21 protein-coding genes are annotated in these 19,626 nt (G+C 44.6%); 11 read left to right on the forward strand and 10 right to left on the reverse strand.

Features of this window, described 5'->3' with window-relative positions; all coding sequences use genetic code 11:
* Positions 1–5 precede the first annotated feature (5 nt).
* Positions 6–1,088, forward strand: a complete 1,083-nt coding sequence (locus VJY63_RS00415; protein ID WP_324047541.1) for an SO_0444 family Cu/Zn efflux transporter — start codon at positions 6–8, stop codon at positions 1,086–1,088.
* Positions 1,089–1,120: 32 nt separating this feature from the next.
* Here the strand turns inward: VJY63_RS00415 and lexA are convergent, their stop codons facing one another.
* The 3 genes from lexA to VJY63_RS00430 form a co-directional block, all read right to left on the reverse strand.
* Entirely contained in the window at positions 1,121–1,741 is a 621-nt protein-coding gene (gene lexA / locus VJY63_RS00420; RefSeq protein ID WP_324047543.1) for a transcriptional repressor LexA, read from the reverse strand.
* A gap of 127 nt (positions 1,742–1,868) precedes the next feature.
* On the reverse strand, positions 1,869–2,594 hold the full coding sequence (locus VJY63_RS00425; RefSeq protein WP_324047545.1) for an SIMPL domain-containing protein: 726 nt from the start codon (positions 2,592–2,594) through the stop codon (positions 1,869–1,871).
* 20 nt (positions 2,595–2,614) lie between these two features.
* Entirely contained in the window at positions 2,615–3,964 is a 1,350-nt protein-coding gene (locus VJY63_RS00430; RefSeq protein ID WP_324047547.1) for an MATE family efflux transporter, read from the reverse strand.
* Positions 3,965–3,993: 29 nt separating this feature from the next.
* On the opposite strand from VJY63_RS00430, the gene VJY63_RS00435 reads away from it, so the two are divergent.
* Complete coding sequence (locus tag VJY63_RS00435; RefSeq protein ID WP_324047549.1) at positions 3,994–4,602, forward strand: elongation factor P hydroxylase; 609 nt, start codon at positions 3,994–3,996, stop codon at positions 4,600–4,602.
* Here the strand turns inward: VJY63_RS00435 and VJY63_RS00440 are convergent.
* The 7 genes from VJY63_RS00440 to VJY63_RS00470 form a co-directional block, all read right to left on the reverse strand.
* The gene (locus VJY63_RS00440) at positions 4,586–5,623 is read right to left on the reverse strand and encodes an ABC transporter ATP-binding protein (protein ID WP_324047551.1); all 1,038 of its coding nucleotides are present in this window, start codon (positions 5,621–5,623) and stop codon (positions 4,586–4,588) included. The two genes, VJY63_RS00435 and VJY63_RS00440, sit on opposite strands and share 17 nt — an antisense overlap.
* Positions 5,624–7,252 carry an iron ABC transporter permease gene (locus VJY63_RS00445; RefSeq protein WP_324047553.1) on the reverse strand — a complete coding sequence of 543 codons (1,629 nt, stop codon included), beginning with the start codon at positions 7,250–7,252 and terminating at the stop codon, positions 5,624–5,626.
* Between the two features lie 108 nt (positions 7,253–7,360).
* Positions 7,361–7,975, reverse strand: a complete 615-nt coding sequence (locus tag VJY63_RS00450) for an ABC-type transport auxiliary lipoprotein family protein (RefSeq protein ID WP_324047555.1) — start codon at positions 7,973–7,975, stop codon at positions 7,361–7,363.
* Between the two features lie 30 nt (positions 7,976–8,005).
* The gene (locus VJY63_RS00455) at positions 8,006–8,857 is read right to left on the reverse strand and encodes an MlaD family protein (protein ID WP_324047557.1); all 852 of its coding nucleotides are present in this window, start codon (positions 8,855–8,857) and stop codon (positions 8,006–8,008) included.
* Positions 8,854–9,660, reverse strand: coding sequence for an ABC transporter ATP-binding protein (locus VJY63_RS00460; protein WP_324047559.1), 807 nt, complete (start codon positions 9,658–9,660; stop codon positions 8,854–8,856). The genes VJY63_RS00455 and VJY63_RS00460 overlap by 4 nt, the downstream gene beginning before the upstream one ends.
* A gap of 4 nt (positions 9,661–9,664) precedes the next feature.
* Entirely contained in the window at positions 9,665–10,771 is a 1,107-nt protein-coding gene (locus VJY63_RS00465) for an ABC transporter permease (protein ID WP_324047560.1), read from the reverse strand.
* 49 nt (positions 10,772–10,820) lie between these two features.
* Entirely contained in the window at positions 10,821–12,098 is a 1,278-nt protein-coding gene (locus VJY63_RS00470; RefSeq protein ID WP_324047562.1) for a DEAD/DEAH box helicase, read from the reverse strand.
* Between the two features lie 206 nt (positions 12,099–12,304).
* On the opposite strand from VJY63_RS00470, the gene VJY63_RS00475 reads away from it, so the two are divergent.
* The 9 genes from VJY63_RS00475 (at position 12,305) to VJY63_RS00515 (ending at position 19,578) form a co-directional block, all read left to right on the forward strand.
* Positions 12,305–13,822, forward strand: coding sequence for a fumarate hydratase (locus tag VJY63_RS00475; RefSeq protein WP_324047564.1), 1,518 nt, complete (start codon positions 12,305–12,307; stop codon positions 13,820–13,822).
* Positions 13,823–13,966: 144 nt separating this feature from the next.
* Entirely contained in the window at positions 13,967–15,622 is a 1,656-nt protein-coding gene (dnaX, locus tag VJY63_RS00480) for a DNA polymerase III subunit gamma/tau (protein WP_324047565.1), read from the forward strand.
* A gap of 20 nt (positions 15,623–15,642) precedes the next feature.
* Positions 15,643–15,975 carry a YbaB/EbfC family nucleoid-associated protein gene (locus VJY63_RS00485; RefSeq protein ID WP_324047567.1) on the forward strand — a complete coding sequence of 111 codons (333 nt, stop codon included), beginning with the start codon at positions 15,643–15,645 and terminating at the stop codon, positions 15,973–15,975.
* A 3-nt stretch (positions 15,976–15,978) separates the two neighbouring features.
* Positions 15,979–16,599: a recombination mediator RecR gene (gene recR / locus VJY63_RS00490; protein WP_324047569.1), complete on the forward strand. Its 621-nt coding sequence runs from the start codon at positions 15,979–15,981 to the stop codon at positions 16,597–16,599.
* Positions 16,596–17,750 carry a ribonuclease D gene (rnd, locus tag VJY63_RS00495; RefSeq protein WP_324047570.1) on the forward strand — a complete coding sequence of 385 codons (1,155 nt, stop codon included), beginning with the start codon at positions 16,596–16,598 and terminating at the stop codon, positions 17,748–17,750. Before recR ends, rnd begins: the two co-directional genes overlap by 4 nt.
* Entirely contained in the window at positions 17,750–18,037 is a 288-nt protein-coding gene (locus tag VJY63_RS00500; protein WP_324047572.1) for a YcgL domain-containing protein, read from the forward strand. Before rnd ends, VJY63_RS00500 begins: the two co-directional genes overlap by 1 nt.
* Positions 18,037–18,498: a YcgN family cysteine cluster protein gene (locus VJY63_RS00505; RefSeq protein ID WP_324047574.1), complete on the forward strand. Its 462-nt coding sequence runs from the start codon at positions 18,037–18,039 to the stop codon at positions 18,496–18,498. Before VJY63_RS00500 ends, VJY63_RS00505 begins: the two co-directional genes overlap by 1 nt.
* Positions 18,499–18,500: 2 nt before the next feature.
* The gene (locus VJY63_RS00510; RefSeq protein WP_324047576.1) at positions 18,501–18,869 is read left to right on the forward strand and encodes a hypothetical protein; all 369 of its coding nucleotides are present in this window, start codon (positions 18,501–18,503) and stop codon (positions 18,867–18,869) included.
* A gap of 46 nt (positions 18,870–18,915) precedes the next feature.
* Entirely contained in the window at positions 18,916–19,578 is a 663-nt protein-coding gene (locus VJY63_RS00515; protein ID WP_324047578.1) for a YEATS-associated helix-containing protein, read from the forward strand.
* Positions 19,579–19,626 lie beyond the last annotated feature (48 nt).

Below are 19,626 nucleotides of genomic sequence, written 5' to 3' on the forward strand. Positions count from 1 at the left end.
AACAAATGAATTGGATTATAAGTATTCTTAGTGTTGCACTGAGTGCTGCGCCTTGGTTGTTACTGGGTTTGTTGCTGGCAGGGCTAATTAAAGCTTATATGCCTGAGAGTATGATACAGCGCTGGATAGGGGGACGAGGTGTCGGCAGTATCAGTCGTGCTGCCATTATTGGTATGCCTTTGCCCATTTGCTCTTGCGGTGCTATTCCTACCGCTTTGGCTTTGTATCGAGGTGGCGCAGGACGTGGCCCATCCACCGCTTTTTTGATTGGTACGCCGGGTGTGGGGATTGATTCGATTTTGCTGACTAGTATATTGTTGGGGCCTTTAATGGCGGTAGCAAGGGTGGCAGGAGCTATTTTTACGGCTATCACCACTGGCCTACTGGTTGCGACCACTGATCGGTCTGAGCAAGCGAATAAGGAGGTTTCGGTTGATACCCGTTCGACAGAAACCGCTTGCGCCAGTCGTTGTTGTGGTAGCAAAACTGAAACCAGTCATTCTGTCGCTCCAATACAAGAACTTCCAATACAAGAGATCAGCCACAAAACCCGTTTAAAGCAAGGTTTAAAATATGCTTTTGCAGACATATTGGATGATATTAGCCGCTGGGTTGTTGTCGGGCTTTTATTAGCAGGGCTACTAATTACATTATTACCACCAGACGTTCTTAGTGGTTTGTCGGGTGCTTTTTGGCCCTTGGTGCTAATGGCTATAGTCGGCATTCCACTTTATATCTGTGCCACTGCCGCCACACCAATTGCTGCCGGATTATTGCTGGCTGGAATGTCACCTGGCATGGCACTGGTATTTTTGCTCGCTGGACCAATCACCAGTTTAGCTACCTTAGGGATTTTTCGTCGCGAGTTTGGTAGCCGTGCACTGGTCATGTATTTAATCGGTATTTTGTGCAGTAGCGTATTATTGGGCTGGTTATTAAATGTTGGGTTGCAAACTTTTGGAATCAACCCAACCATTCAAGCTAATCAAGCACTAGAGCTACTGCCAGAATGGTTGGAATGGCTGGCATTATTTGTACTTTCGCTGTTAATGCTACAGCCCTTACGTAAACGGTTATTAGGGTATTAAAAGACGATTAAGAAGGCATGAGTAGGCTTTTATTAGTGAAAGGTCGCGTTTAGATCATCACGAATTAAGCCTACAGCTATGCCTTCAATTTCTAAGGTTTCTTCTCGCAGGTCTACTTTTATGGGTTCGAAATCATCATTTTCAGGCAGTAACCAAACAAAATGCCCTTCTTTTTTAAAGCGCTTAACGGTCACTTCATCGTGAATTCTGGCGACCACTAGCTGACCGTTGCGTGGAATGTCGTTAGTACGGTGTACGGCTAATAAATCGCCTTCCATGATGCCAATGTTTTTCATGCTTAAACCGCGTACTTTAAGCAAATAATCAGCTTTTTTACGAAAGGCACGCGGGTTTATATCAAGGTGAAAAGCAATATTTTCTGTGGCAAGAATAGGGCTGCCTGCTGCTACTTGTCCCAGTACCGGAATGCCTTCTTGTTCGTGCTGAACAACACGAATACCACGCGAAGTACCGGCAAGAATTTCAATCGCACCTTTTTTGGCGAGGGCTTTAAGGTGTTCTTCAGACGCATTAGCTGATTTAAAACCCATGATTTTTGCAATTTCAGCACGCGTCGGCGGCATACCCTGATCGCGCATACAATCTTTTACAATGTCTAATACTTGTTGCTGGCGTTTAGTGAGTTTTAACATGGCAACCTCTATTTGACTGAATACTATTAAATTAAATACGGCTAAAAATAGGTGGCTGGCTAACCAGCACTAGGTGTTTATACAGTATTCTAGCGGTTGCCCTGTTGAAGGTAAACCTAGAAAGCGCTTAATTTAGAAGTTCAAAAACAACGTTAACACGGGCTGTGGCTTCAACCTTGCCGGGTGCTAATTCAAGCCCAGAAGATTCGTTAACCATATCGGCGGCCATCAACATTTTTTGTGCAGCAACCCTTGGGCTGCTGATTTCTTGCACCTGTAAAGCACGCCCTAATTTATGCCCTAGGCTAGTAGCCATTAGCTCGGCCTTGTTTTGGGCATCTTTTAATGCGGCTTTTAAGGCTGGGTTACGGCTTTGGCTGGTTTGGCTGCTGTGGTATTGCAAAGGACCTAACTGATTGGGTTTGCCTGCAGCGATTTTTTCTACCCATTTGCCTGCTTCAGTAACGGGCAAATCAATCAGTTTTAAATCACGGCTAGCGGTATAGCCCGTAATTTGCCAAGTGTTGCCCTGTTGTGTACGTCGGGGTGAAATATTGATTTGCCCTGCTTCTAACCGTGCACCTTTAGGCACTTGGCGGCTTAGTTCACGCAATAGCAGTTTAAAATCTTGCTCTAGGTCTTGAATGGCTAACTGCGAATCTTGGTGTTCAGCCGTGAAACTGGCATGAATATCAACCTTGTCAGCATCTAAACTTAGCCGTGCTTCACCCTGCACTTCTAAATGCGGCGTAGGTGCCCAGTTTTGGGCTTGTAAAGTGGTACTGAATAGCACGGTGACTAAACTTATTAATAGTTGTTTATAGAATAGATTTTTATAATTAATTAAGCGCACAGTAAAGCTCCTATTGTTAATTAAATCCGCACACGGCTGGTGCTGTTTAAGCGCCACATTAATAGGCTAGAGGCAACCGTTAAACCTGCAATTAACCCATACCAAAAACCATAAACGCCTTGTGCGCCCCAAAGGTTGTCGGTCATGGCTAACCACCAGCCGCCACCTAAACCAATCAACCAATAAGAAAATAACGTAATTAGCATAATAATGCGCGTGTCTTTATAACCCCGTAAAGCACCGGCGGCATTAATTTGAATAGCATCAGAAATTTGATACCAAACAGCCAGTTGAATAAGGCTGGCTGCCAGCAGTTGTACTTGTGGATTAGGTGAATAGAGTTTGACCACCCAGTCGGCGACCAACAACATAAATAGTGATGACGCAAGGGCGACTAAAAAAGATAAGCCAATGCCATAAAAGGCAATTTGACGTGCTTCCGTTGGGCGTTTAGCACCAATAGCGTGGCCTACTTTAACGGTAAGCGCTAACCCAAGGCTTAATGGCACCATAAATAATAAGCCCGTAAAGTTAAGGGCGACCTGATGCCCTGCCACCGTAAACCGCCCCATTTCGCCAATAAATAAAGTGATAACAGTAAACAATGAAGCTTCTACAAAAATCGACAAGCCAATCGGTAAACCTAGCCATAAAGTGGCAGCAATTTCTTTTAAACTGGGTGCATGAAAAATGCCAAAAATAGCAAAGTTGCGATAGCGTTTTTCAAAATGAATGTACAGCGCCAATAGCACTGCCATAAACCAAAAACTGAGCGCTGTTGCATAACCACAACCTACCGCACCCAGTTTAGGGAAGCCAAATTCCCCATAAATTAAAACGTAGTTCGCCGGAACGTTCAGCAGTAGCCCTGCAACACTAATCAGCAGTACAGGGCGCGCATGGTTTAATCCTTCACACATACAACGCAGTACTTGAAACACTGCCACCGCAGGTAAACCCCAAGCAATGGCTTTAAGGTAGTTAGCGCCCAATGTTGCTACTTCAGGCGTTACCGACATAAAATCAAAAATGGTTCGGGCGTTATAAAGTACAAAAGCAATGGGTAAAATAATTAATAATGAAGTCCAGCCCGATTGCTGAATAGTTCGTGCCAAAGTTTGTGTATTACCCGCGCCGTTTGCTTGAGCCACTAAAGGCGTGGTTGCCATTAACGTGCCAAATAACAACAGTAGCAGCGGCATAAAAACACTGGTGCCCACGGCAACAGCGGCCAAATCGACGGCGCTTAATCGCCCTGCCATAATTGTATCGGCAACGCTCATGCCCGTTTGTGCTAAGTGTGCGCCTAATAAAGGTAAAGCCAGCAGCAGTAAAGGTTTGTTGTAGTGCTTAAATAGTGCCAGAGACATTCTATATACCATCTTTGAGTTTAAATACTATGCTTGAATCTGAATACCAAGTGCTTGAATCTGAATATCAGTCGTGTGAACAGCTAATCAGTGTGTTTAAAAAAGTTTTTTATAACGCCCATAAAACCCGTTTAGTGCGTGGTGGCGATGAGCCTGTTTATTTGCCTGCTAGTGTAACAGGCACGGATAACCAAGTGGTTTTTGCACGGGGCTTCTTTTCTAGTGGTTTACATGAAACCGCTCATTGGTGTGTGGCGGGTGCAAAGCGCCGCTTGTTAGAAGATTTTGGCTATTGGTATGTTCCTGATGGGCGTAATGCCTTACAGCAGCGGGCTTTTGAGCAGGTTGAAGTGCGTCCACAAGCTTACGAGCAATGCTTTACTTGGGCGGTGGGGCGACCTTTTAATATTAGCGCAGATAATCTAACCGGCAAGCCTGGCGCAACGGATGCCTTTGAGCTAAATGTACACCGTTTAACACTAAAGTTATTGTTTGCTGATGCATTAACCGGCCGCGCCCAGCAGTTTTTTGATGCTTTGTGCGACACTTGGCAAAATCCTTTTCATGTTTGGCAGGCCACAGCACATAAGCAATTGCTAGCCCGCATTCAATGCTTAGAAGCTAATCTGGCAGAATAGAAGCACAGTGCGTGCTTTTAAGTGCCACACGGCTATTAAGTTCAAAGTAATTATAGCTTGGTGTAATGGCGCAGTATTGCAGGCCATCTTGCTCTAATAAATATAAATAGTCGTGACCACGGAACTGACGGTCAACCACTTTGGCGGCTTGTGGATCATCACAAGGCGTTAATGCAAGGTTTTCTGGCCGCAGCGATAAATGCACTTCACCTTCATGTGGGTTGTTAAGGTTAATTGAACCTAAAGGCGTTTGTGCTAAATAACCCTGCGCTTGCCCTAACAACAAATTGGTATGCCCTAAAAATTTTGCGACAAAGGCATTGGCTGGATTTTGATAAACCTGTTGCGGCGTATCGAGTTGAACCAATTGCCCCTGTTGCATTACGCCCACTTTATCGGCAAACGTCATGGCTTCGGCTTGGTCGTGGGTGACTAAAATAACGGAAGTTCCGGCTTGTTTAAACAGCTCGCGCATTTCTTTGCGGGTAGTTTCTCGCAAAGCAGCATCTAAGTTAGAAAAAGGTTCATCTAATAGCACTAACTTAGGTTCTGCTGCTAAAGTTCTTGCTAGGGCTACACGCTGCTGCTGTCCACCTGAAAGTTCATGCGGATAACGCTTAGCATAGTCCGTTAGGCCAACCAACTTTAGCCATTCCATTGCCTTGTCGGTTAGCGCTTCTTTAGGCACATGGCGCATGGCAAAGGTGACATTACGCAGCAAGGTCATGTGTGGAAATAATGCGTAATCTTGAAAAACAATGCCAATGTTGCGCTTTTGTGGCGGCAAGTCAGTTACGTCTTGCTCATGTAAATAAATACGTCCTGCATTGGGTTGTTCAAACCCAGCCAGCATTCTAAGGGTGGTGGTTTTACCGCAACCGCTAGGGCCTAGCAAAGCCAAAATTTCGCCAGCCGCCAGTTCAAAGTTAATGTGATTGACCGCTAACGCATCGGCTTCATTATAGCGCTTACTTAAACCTTCAACGCGCATTAAAGGCTGACTGTGCTTTATTTTGTTCATTTATTTTTTGCTCTCACGATTGAGCACCATGCCTACCGAGAGGCTGGAAAAGATAACGATAGCCGCCGCAAAAGGTGCTGCTTCGGCCATTAGTCCTTCTGAAGTACGGCTAAATACCGTGACTGCAAGGGTGGTGTAGCCGGTGGGCGCTAGTAAAAAAGTAATGGGTAGCTCTTTCATGCAAAAAAGAAAAACAAGGGTGATTGCCGCTAAAATACCACGGTTTAAGCGCGGAAAAACGACCTGCCAAAAAGTAGTGACGGTGCTGTGGCCTAAAGAAAAAGACGCTTCTTCTTGATTCGCGCGTGTTTGCAACAACGCACTACGAATCGGCCCCATTGCCAAGGCAAGGCTTGCCAGCGCCCAAGTAAAAATAAGCAGCGCTAAGGTTTGGTAAAGAAAAAATGCCGTATTTAATGAAAAGAACACCATCGCCAAAGCCAAGGTTAAAGGCGGCAGTGCATAGCCTATGTAAGTAGAGCGTTCAATGGCGGTAGAGATGCGTGAAGGGTAGCGCACTAATAAGTAGGTAACGGGGATAGCAAAGCCAGCAGCCATAATAGCAGCAGGAAAGGCCGCCAGCGCCGAACGCATAAAGGTGCTGGGTACGTCTAAAAAGAAACTTAAATCAGGCGGTGCTAAAATCAACCAATAAGCCAAAATCATAATCGGTAAGCCAGAAGAACATAAAAACACTAGCACTAAATAACTCCAAGCAGGAATGGCTTTCCAACCAAGCTTTGCCTCTGATTTAGAGCGAGCAATGCCGCTGCCAACACTGGCAAGGCGCTTACGTTTTACCAAGGTTTCCATCAGCACAAAGCTACCCGCTAAAGCTAACAGCATCAACGATAGCCAAGCCGCGTAAACCCGATCAAAAGCCCCTGAATATTGGGTGAAAATAGCATAGCTAAAAGCATCGTAGCGCATTAATGCCACCGCACCAAAATCACCCATCACGTATAAACCAATGACCAACCAACCCGCCATTAACGCAGGCGCTAAATGAGGTAGCAGCACTTTAAAAAAGATTTGTTTTGGCGTATAACCCAAGGATTGAGCGCTTTCTTCTAAACTGCGGTCAAGGCCAAGCAGCGCCGAACGCAGGTTTAAAAATAAATAAGGAAAGGTATAAAAAGCTAAGGCCAATACAGCGCCGTAATAGCCATTAATGCGCGGTAATTGCCAATCAAATAACTGGGCAAAAATACCATAACGCCCCCCTAAACCCAGCAGCGCATAAGCCATCACATAACCGGGTACGGCTAATGGAATGATTGATAGCAAAGTAATGGCTTTTTTAAAACGAATGTCGGTGCGAGTTACCAGCCAAGCAGTTGGCAGCGCCATGAGTGTAGAAATCACTAATACGCCAAACGTTAATTTAAGCGTGTTGCTGAGCAGTTCTAAATTGCGTGGACGAAATACCAATTCTTGCAACATCGCAGGATCGGCTTGAAAAGCCCTTAAACCCAAATAAAATAGCGGCACTAGCATAGCAACAGCAATCACTACGGACGGGATTAGGATATAAAAAGGCGGCCGTTTTCTCCAGACACGCGCAATATAAGACCTAGCCGGTAAAGAATTAGGTAAAGAGGAATCAGGTAAAAAATTCGGTGCAGACATAGGCCGTCAGCTAATCCAAAGTAGAAAATATTGGCATAAAAATAGCACGTTTATGAATTTTCGTAAATGATAGTTATACGCAGTAAGATTGAGTTTAGGGGTATTTTATCAAGGTGTTATTAGCCGCTGCTGCAATAAAAAAGCCATTTCTGTCGCCCATTTTTCTAGCCACTGCTGACTGGTATCTAACATAGCTGCTGGCGTTAATGCACTAACCTTGGGTTGCGCTGTCCACTGTTGTTGCAAAAGGCTGCGGCCATTGGCATCCAGTAAATTAATTTGCACGGCAATATCAAGCTGTTGGTTGTCCGTATTTAAATACCATTCTTGTAAGGTAATACGCAGTCGATAATTTGCGCGGTAGCCGGGCTGGTCGGGCAGGCTGGTGGCTAGCCAAGATTGCTGTCCAAAATAATCGCTAATGCGCTGCTGAATTTGCTGGTCTAAACTTTCTGCCCAAACCTGTTCGCCAAACGGTGATAACTGGTGTTGGCTGCGGTACCAAATTTCTCGACCGCGTAATGGTGTGGGTGCAGTGGGGCGTTCAATGGCTAAAAATACTTTGGGCTGCCTAGGCTGCTTGGTTGTTAGCACTGTGGGTGGGTTGGGCAAACGCTTTAATAACCACTGCTGCGGTGCAGGTTTGGGTTCGGGTAATAAACTGCCTGCACAGCCGCCCAGTAAAAAGCTACTCAACAGTATTAAAAACAATAAATAACGCATTTTAATTCTCCAAAACGCTTTTTTTACACGCTATTGATTAGGGCCTGCTGGTTGTGTTCGGTTGCCACGCAACCAAGTATTGCTTTCAAGGCGTAGCTGTTCTGCTAGGGTTTCTGCTTGCAACAGTAACGGGCTTAGTAAACGGCTGCTGGCTTGCGTATCTTCGCTTAAATGTTGCAGCTGCTGCCCCATTTGCTGCAGCTCTTTGGTAAAATTGTTTTGTAATTGTTCAAGGTAAATGGGCAACTGGCGCGCTGTTTGTTGATAAACCTCTGGATCAAAAGCATTAAGGCGCTGTTCAGCGGTGATGCTTAATTGTTCTAATGAAGCCAGTAAATCAACCAGTTGCTGCTGCACGGTTTGGTCGGTTAATACGCTAAGTTGTTGGGTCAGGTTATTCAGCGAATGGGTAAGCTGGTTAAAATTTTGGATGGCTTGGTCGATTTTTTCGGTCATTTCAACCAAGCGCGAACCTTGACTGGTAATGGTTGCCGGTGTTTTTTCGCTGGTTAAAAGCACGTCACCTTGTGGTGCAGTGCTTTGTAATTCTACGAATAAAAGCCCAGTAATACCTTGGTATTGCAAGGTTGCATAAGTGCTAGAACGAATCGAAAGATCACTATCAAGACGCAACATTAAACGCACTCTTTCTGTGGGATCACTGATTAAACTGATTTTTTCAACATAACCAACAGGAACACCACGGTACTTAACCGCAGCGCGTTCATTCAAGCCAGATACGGAATCATAAAAATAAGTTTTGTAGAGTAAGCGGTCGGCATTGCGGTTATCTTTAGTTAGCCAGCCAATAAAAAATAACCCCACTAAAACTAACGCAATAACAAAACCACCGACCAGCGTGTAATTAATTCTGGGGTTCATACTTGCTTAACTCCTGCTTGCTTAACTTCTATACCACGCATTTGTGCTCCAGCCGCACGGCTGTTGGCAAAGTAGTGTTTAATTGCTGGATGTGGGTGCTCAGTGAGTGCTGCCATAGGTGCTTTACACAAGACTTGTTTGTCACCCAAAAATGCCACTTGATTGCTGACTTGCCATAAAGAATCTAAATCATGTGTCACTAAAATCAAGGTTAAATCCATCGTTGCGTGTAGCTCTAATAGCATTTCATCAAAAGCGCTGGCGCTGGCTGGGTCGAGTCCTGCGGTGGGTTCGTCTAGCAGTAATAAGTTAGGGTCTAGCGCTAAAGCACGCGCTACAGCAGCCCGCTTTAACATACCGCCACTTAATTCTTGCGGTAGTTTGGTTGCTGCATTGGCTGGTAAGCCGACCAGTTTAATTTTTAACATCGCCAGTTCTTTTAAAAAGCTTTCTGGTAAGCGCTGATGTTCACGCAGCGGCAACATAATGTTTTCTAGCAAATTTAAACTGGTAAACAACGCGCCTTGTTGGAACATAATGCCCATCTTTTTACGCAGCTGAATTAACGCAGGGTTAGTAATCGTTTGGGTGTTTTGCCCAAACAAAGCCACGCTACCGGCTTGTGGTTTTTTTAACAGGGCGATTTCGCTTAATAATACTGATTTACCCGTACCACTGCCGCCTACGATGGCTAGGCGCTCACCGCGTTGAATACTAAGGTTTAAGTTTTGGTGGATAACTTGCGTACCAAACTGGGTGGTAATATTAGTCAGTTCCACAATAGGAAAGCGGTTTGATGGCATGGTATTAACTTACATCACTGAAAATAACCGAGAAAATGGCATCAATAATAATCACTAAAAAAACACCTTGTACTACGCTGCGAGTGGTTCTAACCCCAACCGCATCGGCACCGCCGCTGGCTAGCATACCTTGCATACAGCCAACGCTTACAATAACCAGTGCAAAAATAGGCGCTTTAATTAAACCAATGAAAAAGTGTGCAACGCTAACTTCTTGGCTTAAACGCTGCCAAAACAAGGTTGGGTTAATTTCTAACTGTAATTGAGCCACAAGACTGCCACCTACTAAACCGCTGATGTCAGCTAAAAGTGTTAATAATGGTAAAGCGACTAATAACCCCAGTAGTTTAGGCAATACAAGCCAATCAAAAGGGTTTTGACCAAGGCTGCGTAAGGCGAGTATTTCTTGGTTGATATTCATAGTGGCTAGCTGTGCTGCATAAGCTGAACCTGAGCGCCCTGCCACTAGAATGGCGGTAATTAATGGGCCAAGTTCACGCAGGTGTGTTAAGGCAACCAATTCAACAATAAAAACATTTGCGCCATAGGTTTTTAGCTGTAAGCCCCCTTGCCAAGCAATGACTGCGCCTAATAAAAAAGACAATAAGGCAATGAGCGGTACGGCATGAAGTCCATCACGTTGAATGACATCAAGGAAGAGTTTGAGTTTAAAGCGGCGTGGGTTGTGCAGCAGTGTAAAAAGTGCAGTAAAAAGCTGACCAATAAACGCTAAGAGCTGTTGGGCGTATCCACCTAAGCGGGTGAAACGTAAACCAATATCAGCCAGCCAATTAGGTTTTTTAATGTCTGGGATATCGGTTTCGCGTTGTTGCAGGACTAAATGCAATAGTTGTTTTTGCGCGGCGGTTAAACCTTGCGGCCAATGGCTTTGCTGTTCGCCAAAAATACGAATAAATGCCATTGCACCGTTGCTGTCCATAGCGTCGGTCAAGAGTTGCAGGTCGGTTGATGGTGGCTTAATCAGTGTGGGTTGCAAGTCAAGCCACTGTTTTAAATAAGCCGTAGTCCAATCGCCATAAAGGGTGTAATGACCCTCTGCCAATAAAAGGCGAGGAGGTTGCCCTTGTTCTTGCCTGACCCGATCGTGCATAACCGCTCCAATAATCCCTACCGCTTAATAATCCCTTATTTATTAGCGCTTAACTTTGTGTTTTAGGGGCTGGTTTTTTAGCCGCTGGCTTTCTAGCTACTGGTTTTCTAGTCCGAGGATTTCTGGCAGCAGGTTTTTGTCCAGTATCGGCAGGTGTTTGTGCATTGGACTGCTTACGCGCTGCTGGCTTGGCTAATACTTTGTTAAACGGTGGTAGCGCTTCAACAATTAATGTGGTTTTAATTAAACGCTCAATGCCTTTTAGCAGCTTAATTTCATCGTCAGATACCAGAGAAATCGCATGACCTGTTGCACCAGCGCGACCTGTGCGACCAATACGGTGAACATAGTCTTCGGCAACGTTAGGCAATTCATAATTAACCACTTGCGGTAGTTGGTCAATGTCTAAGCCGCGTGCGGCTATGTCTGTTGCTACTAAAACTTGCAGCTTACCTTCTTTAAAGCCTGCTAAGGCTTTGGTTCTAGCACCTTGGCTTTTGTTGCCATGAATCGCAGCGGCTTGAAAACCGGAAGCTTCCAATTGTTGAGTAAGCTTATTCGCGCCGTGCTTAGTTTTAGTAAATACTAATACTTGAAACCAATTGTGATCGTTAATGAGCTGCACTAATAGTGCTGGTTTTTGGGCTTTTTCTACTTTGTAGACCCGTTGCTCAACGCTGGGCGCTGCGGCATTTTGTGGCGTAACCGAAATTTCAACCGGATTATCCACCAAGCCTCTGGCGAGTTTACGAATATCGTCAGAAAAAGTCGCCGAAAACAACAGGTTTTGGCGCTTAGGCGGTAATACTTTTAAAATCTTTTTAATGTCGTGAATAAAGCCCATATCCAACATACGGTCGGCTTCATCTAATACCAATACTTCAACTTGATTAAACTTCACGGCATTTTGATTGAATAAATCCATTAAACGGCCAGGCGTTGCGACCAAAATATCAACACCACGGCGTAGTTTCATCATTTGTGGATTGATTTTGACACCACCAAATACCACGGCTGAACTAAGCTTTAAACCTTTGCTATAAATAGCAACACTTTCAGCGACTTGGGCAGCAAGTTCACGGGTTGGTGTTAAAATTAGAGCACGGATTTGGTTAGCGCCAGCCGGTTTACCCAAGGCTAAACGCTCTAAAATGGGTAGCGTAAAACCCGCTGTTTTACCTGTGCCGGTTTGGGCAGCCGCCATAACGTCTTTTCCCGCTAAAATAGCAGGAATGGCTTGTGACTGAATAGGGGTTGGGCTGGTGTAGCCCTGCTCTTTAAGAGCGTCAAGAATCGGGGCGCATAGGCCCAGAGTAGAAAAACTCATGTGGGGAGAAATCTCGGTAACTTACAGAAAAAATAGACAAATAACCTGCATAAGCAGGCAAGAAGTGCAAGTTTACAGTAACAAGGGTTATAAAGATAACCTAAAACTTTTCTCCATACGCTTTTCGACCTTTGGCGGCTGGTCTGATAGCAAGGCGGTGTTATACTTGCCCACAACAAAATTAGATGAAGACGAGGACCTTACTTATGACCACTATTCGCCAAGATGACCTAATTCAGAGCGTTGCTGATGCTCTGCAATTCATTTCTTATTACCACCCTAAAGATTTTATTGAGTCTTTAAATGCGGCTTATGAGCGTGAAGAATCGCCAGCGGCTAAAGATGCGATGGCACAAATTCTGATTAACTCACGTATGTGCGCTATGGGCCACCGTCCTATTTGCCAAGATACGGGCATCGTTACGGTATTTTTAGCCGTGGGTATGAATGTGCGTTGGGATGATGCAACCATGAGCGTTGAAGACATGGTCAATGAAGGTGTGCGTCGTGCTTATTTATTACCCGATAATGTGCTGCGTGCTTCTGTGTTGGCCGATCCAGACGGCAAGCGTGCTAACACCAAAGACAACACCCCTGCCATTATTCACGTTAAATTAGTGCCAGGCAATACAGTTGATGTCCACGTTGCTGCCAAAGGCGGCGGTTCAGAAGCCAAGTCACGCTTTGCTATGTTGAACCCTTCCGACAGCGTTGTAGATTGGGTGTTAGAGCAAATTCCACAAATGGGTGCGGGTTGGTGTCCACCAGGAATGTTAGGTATTGGTATTGGCGGTACGGCTGAAAAAGCCATGCTATTGGCAAAAGAAGCCTTATTAGAGCCGATAGATATTCAAGACCTACAAAAACGTGGCGCAAGTAATCGCCCAGAAGAATTGCGCTTAGAGCTATTCGACAAAATTAACCAGCTAGGTATTGGTGCGCAAGGTTTGGGTGGTTTAACCACTGTTTTAGATGTGAAAGTTAAAGACTACCCAACCCACGCAGCTAACAAACCCGTTGCGATTATTCCTAACTGTGCAGCTACTCGCCACACCCATTTCACCCTAGATGGTTCTGGTCCAGCGGCTTTAGAAGCACCCAAGCTAGAAGACTGGCCAGAAGTCACCCGTGAAGCGGGCGCTGATGTTAAGCGCATTAACCTAAATACAGTAACGCGTGAAGAGGTTAAAGACCTGAAACCCGGCGATGTAGTTTTACTGTCGGGTAAAATGTTGACCGGCCGTGATGCAGCGCATAAGCGCATGGTCGAAATGATTGAAAAAGGTGAAGAATTACCCGTTGATCTAAATGGCAAGTTTATCTACTACGTTGGCCCTGTAGACCCAGTGCGTGACGAAGTGGTTGGCCCCGCCGGCCCTACAACGGCAACGCGTATGGATAAGTTCACTCGTACTGTTTTAGAAAAAACTGGCTTATTAGGCATGATAGGTAAGTCTGAACGCGGCCCTACAGGTATTGATGCGATTCGTGATAATGGGGCGGTTTATTTAATGGCAGTGGGCGGCGCCGCTTACTTGGTTGCTCAGGCAATTAAACACGCTAAAGTGCTGGCTTTTGCAGATTTAGGAATGGAAGCTATCTACGAGTTTGATGTAGAAGATATGCCGGTAACGGTTGCTGTGGACGTGCGTGGTGATTCTATCCATAATCTTGGCCCTGCTAAATGGAAAGCGATTATTGCTAAGGATGCGGCTGCTAAGTAATAAGCAACAAACCCCAAGGATGGGGTTATTTTAGTCCTTAGACTTCATATGGCTTCAGTTATCCATCCTTTGCTGCTTCGTGTTATCCTTGCACAATTATTTTAAATTCAGTGTTTTTCTTTCAGTGGTTGCGATAGCAAGCTTATGAGTTATCAAGTTTTGGCGCGTAAATGGCGCCCAAAAAATTTTCATCAATTGGTGGGGCAAGATCATGTGAGTCGTGCGCTTATTAATGCGCTAGACACGGGTCGCTTGCACCATGCTTATTTATTTACTGGCACGCGTGGGGTTGGTAAAACCACGCTGGCGCGCATTCTTGCCAAATGCCTTAATTGTGAACAAGGTGTCAGCAGTGAACCTTGCGGTGTTTGTTCAATATGTGAAGCCATCGATGCAGGGCGCTTTGTTGACTTAATCGAGGTCGATGCTGCTAGCCGTACCAAGGTTGAAGACACGCGTGAACTCTTAGATAACGTGCAATACGCACCCAGTCAAGGCCGTTTTAAGGTTTATCTAATTGACGAAGTGCATATGCTGTCAACACACAGCTTTAATGCTTTGTTAAAAACGCTAGAAGAACCGCCGCCCCATGTTAAATTTTTATTAGCGACGACTGATCCACAAAAATTACCCGTAACGGTCTTATCGCGTTGTTTACAATTTCAGCTAAAAAGTATGCCGCCAGAACGCGTGGTCGAGCACTTACGTTTTTTATTAGCGCAAGAGCAAGTGGGTTTTGATGACGCTTCGTTAGCTTTGTTAGGCCGTGCCGCCGATGGTTCGATGCGGGATGCGCTTAGCTTAACTGACCAAGCCATTGCTTTTGGGCAGGGTAACTTAGTGGCTGACCAAGTTGCTACTATGCTGGGTGTGTTAGATCATCAGCATTTATTAGATTTATTACGCGCTTTAGTTAGCCATAATCCACAACAGCTAATGGCTGTTGTTGCTACGCTTGCTGAACAAGCACCTGATTTTGCAGCAGTGTTGCAAGATTTAGCCAGCTTATTGCACCGTTTAACCTTGGCGCAAGTAGTGCCTGAAGCGCTAGCGCAAGAACAAGCCGATAGGCAAGAACTGATTACCCTTGCGGCTAGTTTACCCGCTGAAGAAGTGCAGCTTTATTACCAGCTTGCTATTGAAGGTCGCCGTGATTTACCACTAGCGCCAGACCCTCGAACGGGTTTAGAAATGACCTTATTACGTATGTTGGCATTTCGTCCGCAGGGTATTCCAGAGCTACCCGAACAACCGTTATTAGAGCAACCGTTATTAGAGCACACGCTTGCCCCAAAGCCCCAAGCCCTTGAAATTCAGCCAGCCACTAAGCCAGCCATTCAAGCTGTTATAGCGCCAGAGCCAGTTATTCAGGGGCAGTTTTTAGCATTAAAAAATAATGAAGATTGGTTGCAGGTGTTTGATAAACTTAATTTAAACGGTTGGGCAGCTACTCAAATACGTCATTTATGTTTATTAGAATGCCAAGGTAATCATTTAACTTTTGCTGCGCCTGCACAAGCCTTGGCGTTTATTAATGATGATTTAAAAGTTGCTCTAAGCAAGCAGTTACAAGCAATTTTTCAACAAGATTTTGTGTTAAGTTTTGAAGCCAAAGACCCGCTGCCGCTTGACAATGTTTCAACCCGTCGTGAAAAATTACGCGATCAATTATTAGCGACTACGCTTGTGTCTTTGCAACAACATCCGCAGATACAATTACTAGAACAAATCTTTCAAGCAAGGTTAGACGAAGCAAGCATTGTGCCTGCTGCTTGGATGCAGGAAAATACCCTGCATTAATTTATTGTTAGGAGTGAAAAATGTTTAAAGGTATGGGTGATATGGGCAAGCTAATGCAGCAAGCTCAAGAAATGCAAGGTAAAATGCAACAATTACAAGAAGAGGCCGCTAATGCAACGGCTGTTGGTGAGTCGGGTGCTGGTCTGGTGAAAATAACCATGACGGGTCGTCACGATGTGCGTCGCGTTGAAATTGATAACAGCCTAATGCAAGAAGAAAAAGAAGTTTTAGAAGACTTATTAGCCGCAGCGGTGAATGATGCGGTGCGTCGCGTCGAAAAACTAAGTAAAGATAAAATGGCTGAGTTAACCGCCGGTATGCCTTTGCCGCCTGGCTTTAAGATGCCTTTTTAAGCGATGCAATTTAGCCCTTTAATTGAAGCGCTGATTCAAGCGCTGCGTTGCTTACCCAGTGTGGGGCCTAAAAGTGCCCAGCGTATGGCTTTGCAGCTTTTAGAAAGAGACCGTGCTGGTGCAACGCATTTAGCAAGCATTTTACAGCAAAGTATGGCGGAGGTGGGGCATTGTGCCAGTTGCCGTACCCTAACTGAAGAAATGCTTTGCCGTATTTGTAGCAGCGGACGGCGTAATCCTAAAGTGCTGTGTGTAGTCGAAACACCTGCCGATATGCTGGCGCTGGAGCAAAGTGGGGTTTACGATGGACGCTACTTTGTTTTGCTGGGACATTTATCACCTTTAGCAGGCATAGGTCCTGATGATTTAGGCTTCGATCAGCTGCTTGAAAAGCTGCGTACTGAGCCAGTAGAAGAAGTTATTTTAGCAACCAACCCTACTTTAGAAGGCGAGACCACAGCACAATATTTAGTTGAGCTGCTCTCTTCTTTACCACTTAAAGTGACTCACCTTGCAAGGGGCATTCCCTTGGGTGGCGAACTTGAATATCTGGATGGTGGAACTCTGTCTCGTGCTTTTTCTGGGCGGCTGGGTTTTGCTTCCGTTAAGGAAACCAATGGATGAGTTTTGACCGTATCTGGATTGATGATTTGCAACACCTAGAAGAATTATGTGCTGGCTGGCAAATACTTGAAGAACTTGCTATGGATACTGAGTTTATTCGTACGGATACCTTTTATCCACGCCCAGCGCTATTGCAAATTGGTGACGGTAAAGCTTGCTATTTGCTGGATGTCTTGGCGTTAGGTCGTCCAGAATGCTTGCTAAATTTATTGGTGACAGGCCCTTTAAAAGTTTTTCATAGCTGTTCTGAAGATTTAGAAATGTTGCAACACTGGTTGGGGATTTTACCTAATCCGTTGGTTGATACGCAGTTAGCGATTAGCCTTGCTGATGGTGATTCTGCGATGGGCTATCAGCGTATGGTTGAAAAATACCTAGGCGTGGTATTAGATAAAGGTGAAACCCGTTCTGACTGGTTGCAGCGCCCGTTAACCGAATCACAACAGCTTTATGCCGCGCAAGACGTAGAGTTTTTACTACCTATCTGGCACCAGTTAAAAACCAAGTTAAAAGAAAAAGGTCAGTTAAATATTTTGCTTGAAGAAAGCCATTGGTTACTTGAAGAAGCGATGGAAGACCTTCCGCAAGATGCTTGGCAGCGCTGTAAGCAAGCGTGGCGTTTAAATGCACGTCAGTTAGCTGTTTTGCAACGCTTAGCCCGCTGGCGAGATGACCGTGCACGGCAAGTTGACCGTCCACGTAACCGTGTAGCCAGTGATGTGCAGCTGCAAGTTTTAGCAGAAAGGCAACCACAAACCGCCAGTGATTTTGTGGTGTTGATTGAATTAGCACCCGGCTGGATAAAGCGTTACGGTCGAGAAATTATTTATGAAATTAAGCAGGCATTAATGATTCCGCCAGCCCTATTACCTACGCCTTTATCTTCACCGATGGAGCCGGAGTATAAAGCCGCGCGTAAACAGCTTAAAAAAGCCATGATTAATTTAGCCAGCCAATTAAGTGTACCCGTTGAGCTTTTGGCAAGACGTAAACAAATGGATGACTGGCTACAAGCCTTAGCACAAAAGCAGTTGCCTGAAGTTCCTGAAAACTGGCCAGCTTGGCGGCGTGCTCCATTAGAAGTGTTGATGAAGCAGCTATTAATTGAAGGCAAGTTGTCTGATGATAAAATGCCTAAAGGTGAGAGTTAATGCGCGTTTTAACCGAAGTTTACCGTAGCAGTCTTAAAGATGAAATGTACCTTTATATTGATAAAAAGCGCGGTTTAAAAGCAGTGCCAGAAACGTTAATGGCTATTTTTGGTAAGCCTCAAGCCGTGTTTACTTTTTTTCTAACCCCAGAAAAAATGCTGGCCAGAGCGGATGCCAGAAAAATCTGTACCGAGTTGATGACCAAAGGTTTTTATTTACAAATGCCACCAGTGCGTGAAACGTATTTGTTGGACTTATACCGTGCTCCTACCGAGGCACGTTATTAATGGCTGATAAAGTTCGCTCTAACTTGCGCTCTAAGTTTTGGGAATTGCCGCTGGTTGAGTTAAATGCTTTTGAATGGGATGCTTTGTGCGATGGTTGCGGGCGTTGTTGTTTACATAAGCTGCAAGATGAAGAAAGTGAAGAACTTTATTATACTGACGTAGCTTGTAAACTTCTGGATTTAAAGACTTGCCGTTGTAAGCACTATGAAGATCGGATTAAATACGTGCCGGATTGTATGTCGATTCGTGACGAAGGCAAGGCTGTTTATGCACTTTTACCTTCAACTTGTGCTTATCGGCTGCGTTATGAAAGTAAACCTTTACCTTTATGGCATCCTTTATTTACTGGCAATACAGATGCTATGCATAATTTAGAAATAAGTATTCAAGGCAAAGCGATTTCTGAAGATGCATTTAAAGGCAAGGATTTAGAAGAACGCATTATTCATTGGATAGATTAAATATGGACAACCTAATTACGCTGAGTTGGCTAGCTTATTGTGTTAGTTCGTTTTTCTTTATGTTAGCAAGTTGGAAGCTACTTTTTTGGTTGCCCTTTACATTAAAAGTGGGTGTCTTTTTAAGTCAGTTGGCCATTTTATTAATACCGGCAGATGTTAATGAAGCAGCCGTTGCACCGGCTTTTATTGTGCTGGTTATTGATTTGTTATCTCACTTAGCAATCGATGAAGTGATTGTTAAAATTGCACCTTTATTTGCAACTTTGGTTTTAGTTTGGCCATTAGCATTTATCTTGGGTTGGCTAAGAGCGCGACAACTTAACCTAGCTGTACAAAAAGAAGCCGTAAATAAAGATGTTGAAGCGTACTAAACGTTTAAATTATTTGTGTTCAAGTTACTTATAGGAAAATTGCGTTATGGTCGGATTCGTTATAGTTCTTACCTTTGTTATGTTGATAGCCGGTGTGTTTGGTGGATTGGTTAATTTCTATCTATTGAACCAAAATAATCGTGATACGACAGGTATGGTGCGTTGTGTTGTCGTGGGTGTGGGTGCTTCATTTTTAGTACCTGTGCTACTTGATTTAGTAGGTAGTAGCATTGTCGTACAAAGCCAAAATGATCCTAGCCAGCTACTTATTTACACTGGCTTGTGTTTAATTGCTGCGATTGCTTCGCGCGTAGTGGTTACTAATAAGCTAGACCGTACCTTACAAGCCGCCGACATTGCCAAGCTTGAAGTTGAAGATTTACGTATACAAGTTAAGCAGCTACAAATTACTTTATTGCCACTGATTGAAACAGAAACAGAAATGGATGTGGTGCGTGAAGAAGATAATGATTCGCTGGATAGCCTTGACGTAGCTGCAACGCAAGTATTAAAAGCTTTAGGTTCGGGCCGTTATATTTTTCGTACACAAGACAGTTTATTAAAAGACCTAGAATTAGCCGATAATGATGTGATTAAGTCATTAAGTGTCTTGATGAGCAAAGGCTTAACCGGCAAGGTCAATTCAAGTTGGGGTTTGCGTTGGCACCTAACGGAGCGGGGCCGCCGCCTTGCAGAGTCTAGTGTATAGCACCATTCACTAGAACTTTTTAGCAGGGATAAACAATGCGTTGTGGAG

Source organism: Marinospirillum sp. (assembly GCF_035271045.1).
GTDB lineage: Bacteria > Pseudomonadota > Gammaproteobacteria > Pseudomonadales > Halomonadaceae > Marinospirillum.

Bases quoted from the DNA above. Each gene is read 5' to 3' on its own strand.
- VJY63_RS00475 (WP_324047564.1), top strand. From the start codon at position 12,305: ATGACCACTATTCGCCAAGATGACCTAATTCAGAGCGTTGCTGATGCT.
- dnaX (WP_324047565.1), top strand. From the start codon at position 13,967: ATGAGTTATCAAGTTTTGGCGCGTAAATGGCGCCCAAAAAATTTTCAT.
- VJY63_RS00470 (WP_324047562.1), bottom strand. From the start codon at position 12,098: ATGAGTTTTTCTACTCTGGGCCTATGCGCCCCGATTCTTGACGCTCTT.
- VJY63_RS00440 (WP_324047551.1), bottom strand. From the start codon at position 5,623: ATGAACAAAATAAAGCACAGTCAGCCTTTAATGCGCGTTGAAGGTTTA.
- VJY63_RS00415 (WP_324047541.1), top strand. From the start codon at position 6: ATGAATTGGATTATAAGTATTCTTAGTGTTGCACTGAGTGCTGCGCCT.
- VJY63_RS00465 (WP_324047560.1), bottom strand. From the start codon at position 10,771: ATGCACGATCGGGTCAGGCAAGAACAAGGGCAACCTCCTCGCCTTTTA.
- lexA (WP_324047543.1), bottom strand. From the start codon at position 1,741: ATGTTAAAACTCACTAAACGCCAGCAACAAGTATTAGACATTGTAAAA.
- VJY63_RS00515 (WP_324047578.1), top strand. From the start codon at position 18,916: ATGGTCGGATTCGTTATAGTTCTTACCTTTGTTATGTTGATAGCCGGT.
- VJY63_RS00505 (WP_324047574.1), top strand. From the start codon at position 18,037: ATGGCTGATAAAGTTCGCTCTAACTTGCGCTCTAAGTTTTGGGAATTG.
- VJY63_RS00460 (WP_324047559.1), bottom strand. From the start codon at position 9,660: ATGCCATCAAACCGCTTTCCTATTGTGGAACTGACTAATATTACCACC.
- VJY63_RS00435 (WP_324047549.1), top strand. From the start codon at position 3,994: ATGCTTGAATCTGAATACCAAGTGCTTGAATCTGAATATCAGTCGTGT.
- VJY63_RS00450 (WP_324047555.1), bottom strand. From the start codon at position 7,975: ATGCGTTATTTATTGTTTTTAATACTGTTGAGTAGCTTTTTACTGGGC.
- VJY63_RS00445 (WP_324047553.1), bottom strand. From the start codon at position 7,252: ATGTCTGCACCGAATTTTTTACCTGATTCCTCTTTACCTAATTCTTTA.
- VJY63_RS00455 (WP_324047557.1), bottom strand. From the start codon at position 8,857: ATGAACCCCAGAATTAATTACACGCTGGTCGGTGGTTTTGTTATTGCG.
- VJY63_RS00500 (WP_324047572.1), top strand. From the start codon at position 17,750: ATGCGCGTTTTAACCGAAGTTTACCGTAGCAGTCTTAAAGATGAAATG.
- VJY63_RS00430 (WP_324047547.1), bottom strand. From the start codon at position 3,964: ATGTCTCTGGCACTATTTAAGCACTACAACAAACCTTTACTGCTGCTG.
- VJY63_RS00510 (WP_324047576.1), top strand. From the start codon at position 18,501: ATGGACAACCTAATTACGCTGAGTTGGCTAGCTTATTGTGTTAGTTCG.
- recR (WP_324047569.1), top strand. From the start codon at position 15,979: ATGCAATTTAGCCCTTTAATTGAAGCGCTGATTCAAGCGCTGCGTTGC.
- rnd (WP_324047570.1), top strand. From the start codon at position 16,596: ATGAGTTTTGACCGTATCTGGATTGATGATTTGCAACACCTAGAAGAA.
- VJY63_RS00485 (WP_324047567.1), top strand. From the start codon at position 15,643: ATGTTTAAAGGTATGGGTGATATGGGCAAGCTAATGCAGCAAGCTCAA.